The organism is Pseudomonas sp. SDO55104_S430, from assembly GCF_054070595.1.
Genome location: NZ_JBSVXG010000245.1, coordinates 1 through 7,948, shown reverse-complemented (window position 1 = coordinate 7,948; position 7,948 = coordinate 1). Strand labels below are relative to the sequence as shown.

Genomic DNA, 7,948 nt, shown 5'->3' with positions numbered 1-7,948 from the left:
GCGGTGTGTCAGTCGACATTGATATTGACTGACACGACGCCTTCGCGAGCAAGCCCGCTCCCACATTGGTTTTTGCGTATGACTTAATGACCGTGGCTTCTGCCCACATGCGAGTGTTCGACCTCCGTCGCCACCACCCCGCCACTCACTTCCAACCGCTGCAAAATCCCGCATTGATCGATTTCCGGCCCTTCACCGCAGCGTTGGCGCAGGTCGATCAACTGTGACTGCAGCGCCATCAGCCCATCAATCCGCGCTTTCACGTGGTGAATGTGCTCGTCGATCAACGCGTTGACGCTTTCGCACTGGTCCTGCGGACTGTCGCGAAAGGCCAGCAGGCTGCGGATCTCTTCCAGGGTCATGTCCAGGGTGCGGCAATTGCGGATGAAGGTCAGGCGTTCGGCGTGGACCTGGGTGTAGACGCGGTAGTTGCCGTCGCTGCGTGCCGGTTCCGGTAGCAGGCTCTCTCGCTCGTAGTAACGGATTGTCTCTACCGCGCAATCCGTCAATTTCGCCAGTTCTCCGATCTTCATGACGACGATCTCCAAAAAGGGTGCTTGACCCTATAGTGGCTACAGGGTCTTTACTTGGCAACAGGTACTCTTATGGACGCAACCCAATGAGCGATTCCCTGCATATTCACAAACCCGGCGACGGGCACGATCACAGTCATAAACTGCAGCCTGTGCACAAACACTCCCACGGCGGTGATTCCTGCTGTTCTTCGAAGGTTGCAGTCCCTGCGCTGGTCCGGTTGAGCGAAACGCCGAGTGCCGATGCGCGACACGACAGTTTCCGCATCGAGGCAATGGATTGCCCCACCGAGCAGACGCTGATTCAGAACAAGCTAGGAAAACTGACCGGCGTTCAGCAGTTGGAGTTCAATCTTATTAACCGGGTACTGGGCGTGACCCATAACCTGCCGAGCACCGCGCCGATCATCGAGGCCATCCAGTCCCTGGGCATGCAGGCGGAGCCGTTGGAAGAGGGCGTCGAGGCGCCGGCACCCAAGCCTGAAAAGAAACACTGGTGGCCTCTGGCGCTGTCCGGTGTCACTGCCTTGCTGGCAGAAGTGATCCATTTCACAAGCGCCGCGCCGAACTGGGTCGTAGCGATCATCGCCCTGGTTTCGATTCTCAGCGGCGGCCTTGGCACCTACAAAAAGGGCTGGATTGCCCTGAAAAATCTCAATCTGAACATCAACGCGCTGATGAGCATCGCGGTGACGGGGGCTGTCCTGATCGGCCAGTGGCCGGAAGCGGCGATGGTGATGTTCCTGTTCACCGTGGCGGAACTGATCGAGGCGCGCTCCCTGGATCGCGCGCGCAATGCGATCAGTGGATTGATGCAAATGACGCCGGAACAGGCCACTGTGCTGCAGGCCGATGGAAGTTGGGTCGAACAGGAAGTGAAAAGCGTCGATCTAGGTGCCCGGGTACGGGTAAAACCCGGTGAACGCATCGCGCTGGACGGTGAAGTGGTCAGCGGTAACTCGACCATCGACCAGGCCCCGATCACCGGAGAAAGCTTGCCGGTGGAGAAAACCGTCGGCGACAAGGTGTTCGCCGGGACCATCAATCAGGCCGGCTCACTGGAATACGCAGTGACCGCCGCGGCGAACAACTCGACCCTGGCGCGAATCATCCACGCCGTGGAGCAGGCTCAAGGCGCGCGAGCACCGACTCAACGCTTCGTCGATCAGTTCTCGAAAATCTACACGCCTGCGGTGTTCATTCTCGCGCTGGCTGTCGCAGTGATTCCGCCGCTGTTCATGGGCGCTGCCTGGTTCGACTGGATCTACCGTGCGCTGGTGCTGCTTGTAGTCGCCTGTCCTTGCGCACTGGTGATCTCCACGCCGGTGACCATCGTCAGCGGCCTCGCGGCGGCGGCGCGCAAAGGCATTCTGGTCAAGGGCGGCGTGTACCTGGAGGGCGGGTTCAAGCTCGACTATCTGGCGTTGGACAAGACCGGGACCATCACCCACGGCAAACCGGTGCAGACCGATTACCTGTCACTCGACCCGACCACCGAAGCCACGGCTCCGGCCTTGGCGGCTGCGTTGGCCGGGCGTTCCGATCACCCGGTGTCGCTGGCCATCGCCAACGCCGCTGTGGATAAAAAACTCACTGCGCTGACTGTGGATAACTTCGAGGCGCTGGGCGGCCGCGGTGTTCGCGGTGATATCAACGGCCAGACCTATCACTTGGGCAACCACCGGCTGGTTGAAGAGTTGGGACTCTGCTCGCCGCAACTGGAAGAAAAGCTGTTCGCGCTGGAGAAGCAGGGCAAGTCCGTGGTGCTGCTGCTCGATCAGTCCGGCCCGCTGGCGCTGTTCGCCGTGGCGGATACGGTCAAGGCATCCAGTCGCGAAGCCATCGGCCAATTGCACGAACTGGGCGTGAAAACCCTGATGCTCACCGGCGATAACGTCCACACCGCCCAGGCGATCGCGGCGCAGGTCGGCATCGACCAGGCCCGGGGCGACTTGCTGCCGACCGACAAGTTGCAAGCCATCGAAGACCTTTATGCACAAGGCCATCGCGTCGGCATGGTCGGCGACGGCATCAACGACGCCCCGGCGCTGGCCCGTTCCGAGATCGGTTTCGCCATGGCCGCCGCCGGCACCGATACCGCCATCGAAACCGCCGATGTCGCCCTGATGGACGACGATCTACGCAAGATCCCGACCTTCATTCGTCTGTCGCGGGACACCTCGGCCATCCTCAAACAGAACATCGCCCTGGCGCTGATCATCAAGGCGATCTTTCTTGGGGTAACCTTCGCCGGGGTCGCTACCATGTGGATGGCAGTGTTTGCCGACATGGGCGTGAGCCTGCTGGTGGTGTTCAACGGTTTGCGCCTGCTGCGCAAATAGACGAAGAAGGAAGGTTGTGCTGAGTGCCGAGCTGAAGGCGTTTTACATGGTTGCCCGCCTGGGCAGCATTACCCAAGCAGCGAAAAAGCTCGGCCTGAGTCAGCCCACGGTGACGACCCAGATCCGTCATCTGGAAAGCCAGTACGCAGTGGAACTTTTTTATCGCGGCGGTCGCCGCCTGAGCGTCAGCGAAGAGGGCGCGCGGTTGCTGCCGATGGTCAAGGCGTTGATGCAGCAGGAGGCCGATATCGAATTTTTCCTGCGCAACAGCGGTCAGGTCCAGGGCACCTTGCGTATTGCCGCCACGGCGCCGTACTACATTCTCGATCTGGTGAAGACCTTCCGCGAACGCCTGCCCCATGTGGAGGTGTCGGTGGAGATCGGCAATTCCCAGCAGGTGCTTGAAGCGCTGGAGGAATATCGGGTCGACGTCGCGGCGTCCTCGCAGTTGCTCGAGGATGCGCGGTTGATCCGCCGGGTTTTGGGCAGCGATCCGCTGGTGCTGGCGGTGCATCGCAATCATCCGCTGGCCGTTCACGATCATGTGCCGCTGAGCGCGCTGGCCGGGCATACCTTGTTGATGCGCGAGCCGGGCTCGACGACAAGGCGCATGACCGAGGAATTGCTGGCGGGTGCCGGGGTGAGTCTGGGGCCTTTGCTGGAGATCGGTAGTCGCGAGTCGATTCGCGAAGCGGTGCTGCGCAACATCGGCATCAGCCTCATCGCCCGCCAGGAAGTGCCGCATGATCCGCAACTGCGGGTGCTGACCATCGAGAATGCGCCGTTGTTGCCGGAGTACCTGTATTGCCTCAAAGAGCGCAAGAACGCGCGGTTGCCGGCGGCGTTTCTTGGGGTGGCGCAGGAAATGTCCCCGGCCTGAGATCTCCTTCGACTGTGCCGGCCTCTTCGCGAGCAAGTCGAATCGTCGCACCGCCGCTCCCACATTTGAAATGCATTCCATTGTGGGAGCGGGCTTGCTCGCGAAGGCGTCGGCACAGGCAGCACACCTCTTGAACCTGCAACCAAAATCCTCGAATACCACTATCGGCCGTTTTTGCCTTACTGCCATATGACGGACGCATTACAACTCTAGGATGGCCTGCATCTGTTAGATGAGGTCCGTCCATGAACAACTCGATCGCCACCGCCCTGTCCAATCCCGGCGCGCCCATGAAGGTGCGCGGCGTGCACAAGCGCTTCGGTGCCTTCACCGCGCTGGATAACGTGTCCCTCGACGTGGCGGCCGGTGAGCTGGTGTGTCTGCTCGGCCCGTCCGGTTGCGGCAAGACCACTTTGCTGCGCTGCATCGCAGGTCTTGAGCGTCAGGATCGCGGCGAGTTGTACCTGGGCGATCGCGACGTATCCAATCTGGCGCCCCAGGCCCGGGACTACGGCATCCTGTTCCAGTCCTACGCCCTGTTCCCCAATCTCACTGTCGAAGCGAACATCGCCTACGGCCTAGCCAACGCCAGCCGCGACGAAGTGCGCCAACGTGTCGGCCAGATGCTCGAACTGGTGGGCCTGAGCGGCAGCGAGAAAAAGTACCCCGGCCAGTTGTCCGGCGGTCAGCAACAGCGAGTCGCCCTGGCCCGTGCCCTGGCACCGGCGCCGTCGTTGCTGTTGCTCGACGAACCGATGTCGGCCCTCGATGCCCGTGTGCGTGAGCACCTGTGCACCGAGCTGCGCCAGCTGCAACGGGAACTGGGCATCACCACCCTGATGGTCACCCACAACCAGGACGAGGCCATGCTGATGGCCGACCGCATTGCCGTGATGAACAACGGCAAGGTCGAGCAGTACGCCACCCCGCAGGAAATCTACAACCGTCCGGCCACACCGTTCGTGGCGGAGTTCGTCGGTCAGGGCAACTGGTTGCCATTCGACAGCAGCAGCGACAGCCACGTCCGGGTCGGCGGGATAAACATGCGCCTGGCCGACGGCAGCGCCAAGAGCCCTTCGGGCCGTCTGTTCTGCCGCCCGGAAGCGATCAACGTCAATCCGCTGGTGCACGAGGAAAACCTGTTCCCGGCCAAGGTTCGCGAGATCACCTTCCTCGGCAATCGCTGCCGCATGAGCTTCGAGCTGGATCATCTGCCGGGTCACGCCCTGCTGGCCGAACTGGCGCCGGAAGCGATGCCGCGTCTGGGCGCCCAGCAGATCATGGTCGCACTGCCTCCACGCAGCCTGCAGGTGTTCGCCTGATGAGCGCGAACATCGCGCTGCCGCTGCCGCGCAAGCAGGTGCGACAGGTGTCCCGTGCCGAGATCGGCGACCGGATTTTCGTGGTGGGCGGTAAGGTCCTGTTGCTGGTGCTGCTCGGTGTCGCCGTGTTGATGCCGCTGCTGGCAATCTTCTGGCGCGGCTTCAGCGCCGAAGCCGGGCAGGGCGGCGGCCTGAGCGCTGCCCGCGAGCTGGTGACCAGTGCCAACTTCCACTGGCTGTTGGGCAACAGCCTGAAGGTTTCCCTCAGCGTCGCGGCCATCGTCGTACCGCTGGCCTACCTGTTTGCCTACGCCCTGCAACGCACGTTGATTCCGGGCAAAGGCATCTGGCGCGGTATCTCGCTGCTGCCGTTGATGGCGCCGTCGATGCTGCCGGGCATTGCGCTGGTTTATCTGTTCGGCAACCAGGGCATGCTCCGTGGCTTGCTCTCGGACAATATCTACGGCTTCTGGGGCATTGTTCTGGGTGAGGTCATCTACACCTTCCCACACGCCCTGATGATTTTGCTGTCAGCCCTGTCCCTGGCGGATGCGCGCCTGTTCGATGCCGCGTCCAGCATGGGCGCCAGTCCCGCCAAGGCCTTTCGCAGCATCACCTGGCCGGCCACCCGCCAGGCGGTATTCGCCGCGTTCTGCCTGGTGTTCACCCTGACCATCACCGACTTCGGCGTGCCGGTGGTCGTGGGTGGCGATTATCAAGTGTTGGCGCTGGAGGCCTACAAGGCCGTGGTCGGTCAGCAGCAGTTCGGTCGCGGTGCCTTGATCGGCATGGTGTTGCTGCTGCCGGCGCTGTTCAGCTTCGCTGTCGATGCCTGGCTGCGTCGACGTCATGGCGACTCCATGAGCGGTCGGGCGCAGGTCTACAAACCGGCGCCATCCAAGCTTCGCGACGGTTGCTACCTGGCGATCGTGCTGCTGATCTGCACCGCATTGCTGCTGGTGTTCGGCATGGCGGTGTTCTCGTCGCTGGTCAAATTCTGGCCGTACAACCTGTCGCTATCGCTCAACCATTACCAGTTCAACGATACCGCGGGCGGTGGCTGGCTGGCCTATGGCAACAGCGTGAAGATGGCGATCTGCTCGGCGTTGATCGGCAGTGCGCTGATCTTCACCGGCGCCTACCTGATGGAGAAAACCAAAGGCCAGCGCGGCCTGAACCTCACGCTGCGCATGCTCAGCTTCGTGCCGATGGCGGTGCCGGGTCTGGTGCTCGGTCTGGGCTACGTCTTCTTCTTCAACCTCACCGGCAACCCGCTGCACGTGCTCTACGGGAGCATGACCCTGCTGGTGGTCTGCACCATCGCTCACTATCTGACCACCGCGCAGATGACCGCCACCACGGCCCTGCGCCAGCTTGACGCCGAGTTCGAAGCCGCCGCGCTGTCGCTCAAGGCGCCGCTGTATCGGCACTACCTGCGGGTCACCGTGCCGATCTGCCTTCCGGCGCTGCTGGACATCGTGCGCTACCTGTTCGTCTCGGCCATGACCACGGTCTCGGCGGCGATCTTCCTCTACAGCCCCGACACCATCCTCGCGGCGGTGGCGGTGCTGAACATGGACGACGCCGGCAACGTCGGCGGCGCGGCAGCCATGTCGACCCTGATTCTGTTCACCTCGGCGGGCGTGTCCCTGCTGCTGGCCGGGGCTTCGCGCGGCTTGCTGCGCCGCTCCCAGGCCTGGCGGCAGACCGCGCCCGGTCATTGATTCGCTGCACACCCAACCCAAAGCGTCCTCAACTCAATAACAGGAAAAGATCATGTTCAAGCCTATGGCCCTGGCCGCTGCTGTCCTCACCGCTTTCAGCCTGAACGCCTTTGCGGCGAAAACCGAGTTGACGGTCTACACCGCCCTCGAAGCCGAACAGCTGAAGACCTACAAGGAAGCCTTCGAGAAAGCCAACCCGGACGTCGAGATCAAATGGGTACGCGATTCCACCGGCATCATCACCGCCAAGCTGCTCGCCGAAAAAGCCCGTCCGCACGCTGATGCGGTGTGGGGCCTGGCCGCTTCGAGCCTGGCGATCCTCGACCAGCAAGGCATGCTGCAAAGCTACGCGCCGAAGGATCTGGACAAGATCGGCGGCAACTACCGCGACGCCGCCAACCCGCCAGCCTGGGTCGGCATGGACGTCTGGGCCGCGACCATCTGCTTCAACACCGTCGAAGCCGAGAAACAGGGCCTGACCAAGCCGGTGAGCTGGCAGGACCTGACCAAGCCTGAGTACAAGGGCAAGATCGTCATGCCGAACCCGGCCTCGTCCGGCACCGGTTTCCTCGACGTCAGCGCCTGGCTGCAGACCTTCGGCGAGAAGCAGGGCTGGCAGTACATGGACGACCTGCACCAGAATATCGGCCAGTACGTTCACTCCGGTTCCAAGCCGTGCAAGCTGGCGGCGGCGGGCGAGTTCCCGATCGGCATTTCCTTCGAATACCCGGCCGTTCAGTTGAAGCGCCAGGGCGCGCCGCTGGACATCATCCTGCCGAAGGAAGGCCTGGGCTGGGAGATCGAAGCGACTGCCGTGATCAAGGGCACCGCCCATGAAGAGGCCGCGAAGAAACTCGCCGACTTCTCGGCCAGTCCGCAGGCGATGGGGTTGTACAAGGAAAACTTCGCCGTACTCGCCCAGCCGGGCATCGCCAAGCCGCAGACCGAATTGCCGGCCGATTACGAGCAGCGCCTGATCAAGAACGACTTTGCCTGGGCCTCGAAGAATCGCGACGAGATCCTGACCGAGTGGCGCAAGCGCTATGACGGCAAGTCCGAGAAAGTGGCGGCCAAGTAAGATCTTCAGCGCCTCAAAGGGCCTCTTCGCGGGCAAGCCTCGCTCCTACAGGGTTCATCGCTACCTGTA

At 62.4% G+C, this 7,948-nt stretch carries 6 protein-coding genes; 5 read left to right on the top strand and 1 reads right to left on the bottom strand.

The features are described from left to right. Positions 1-83: 83 nt before the first annotated feature. Entirely contained in the window at positions 84-533 is a 450-nt protein-coding gene (gene cadR, locus ACW9JE_RS26350) for a Cd(II)/Pb(II)-responsive transcriptional regulator (protein ID WP_457434407.1), read from the bottom strand. An 86-nt stretch (positions 534-619) separates the two neighbouring features. On the opposite strand from cadR, the gene ACW9JE_RS26345 reads away from it, so the two are divergent. From ACW9JE_RS26345 to ACW9JE_RS26325, 5 genes are all read left to right on the top strand, one after another. Further along, positions 620-2,875 (top strand): heavy metal translocating P-type ATPase, encoded by a 2,256-nt coding sequence (locus ACW9JE_RS26345; RefSeq protein ID WP_457434406.1) that lies wholly within the window; start codon positions 620-622, stop codon positions 2,873-2,875. 16 nt (positions 2,876-2,891) lie between these two features. Continuing rightward, positions 2,892-3,755 carry a LysR family transcriptional regulator gene (locus ACW9JE_RS26340; RefSeq protein ID WP_224541060.1) on the top strand — a complete coding sequence of 288 codons (864 nt, stop codon included), beginning with the start codon at positions 2,892-2,894 and terminating at the stop codon, positions 3,753-3,755. Positions 3,756-4,000: 245 nt separating this feature from the next. Then, positions 4,001-5,077, top strand: coding sequence for a putative 2-aminoethylphosphonate ABC transporter ATP-binding protein (locus ACW9JE_RS26335; protein WP_457434405.1), 1,077 nt, complete (start codon positions 4,001-4,003; stop codon positions 5,075-5,077). Further along, positions 5,077-6,801, top strand: coding sequence for a putative 2-aminoethylphosphonate ABC transporter permease subunit (locus ACW9JE_RS26330; RefSeq protein ID WP_457434404.1), 1,725 nt, complete (start codon positions 5,077-5,079; stop codon positions 6,799-6,801). The genes ACW9JE_RS26335 and ACW9JE_RS26330 overlap by 1 nt, the downstream gene beginning before the upstream one ends. 52 nt (positions 6,802-6,853) lie before the next feature. After that, positions 6,854-7,879, top strand: coding sequence for a putative 2-aminoethylphosphonate ABC transporter substrate-binding protein (locus tag ACW9JE_RS26325; protein WP_457434403.1), 1,026 nt, complete (start codon positions 6,854-6,856; stop codon positions 7,877-7,879). Positions 7,880-7,948: the final 69 nt, after the last annotated feature.

What these genes read in the sequence shown, in the direction of transcription:
- ACW9JE_RS26330 (WP_457434404.1), top strand. Translation starts at nt 5,077, where the DNA reads ATGAGCGCGAACATCGCGCTGCCGCTGCCGCGCAAGCAGGTGCGACAG.
- cadR (WP_457434407.1), bottom strand. Translation starts at nt 533, where the DNA reads ATGAAGATCGGAGAACTGGCGAAATTGACGGATTGCGCGGTAGAGACA.
- ACW9JE_RS26325 (WP_457434403.1), top strand. Translation starts at nt 6,854, where the DNA reads ATGTTCAAGCCTATGGCCCTGGCCGCTGCTGTCCTCACCGCTTTCAGC.
- ACW9JE_RS26345 (WP_457434406.1), top strand. Translation starts at nt 620, where the DNA reads ATGAGCGATTCCCTGCATATTCACAAACCCGGCGACGGGCACGATCAC.
- ACW9JE_RS26335 (WP_457434405.1), top strand. Translation starts at nt 4,001, where the DNA reads ATGAACAACTCGATCGCCACCGCCCTGTCCAATCCCGGCGCGCCCATG.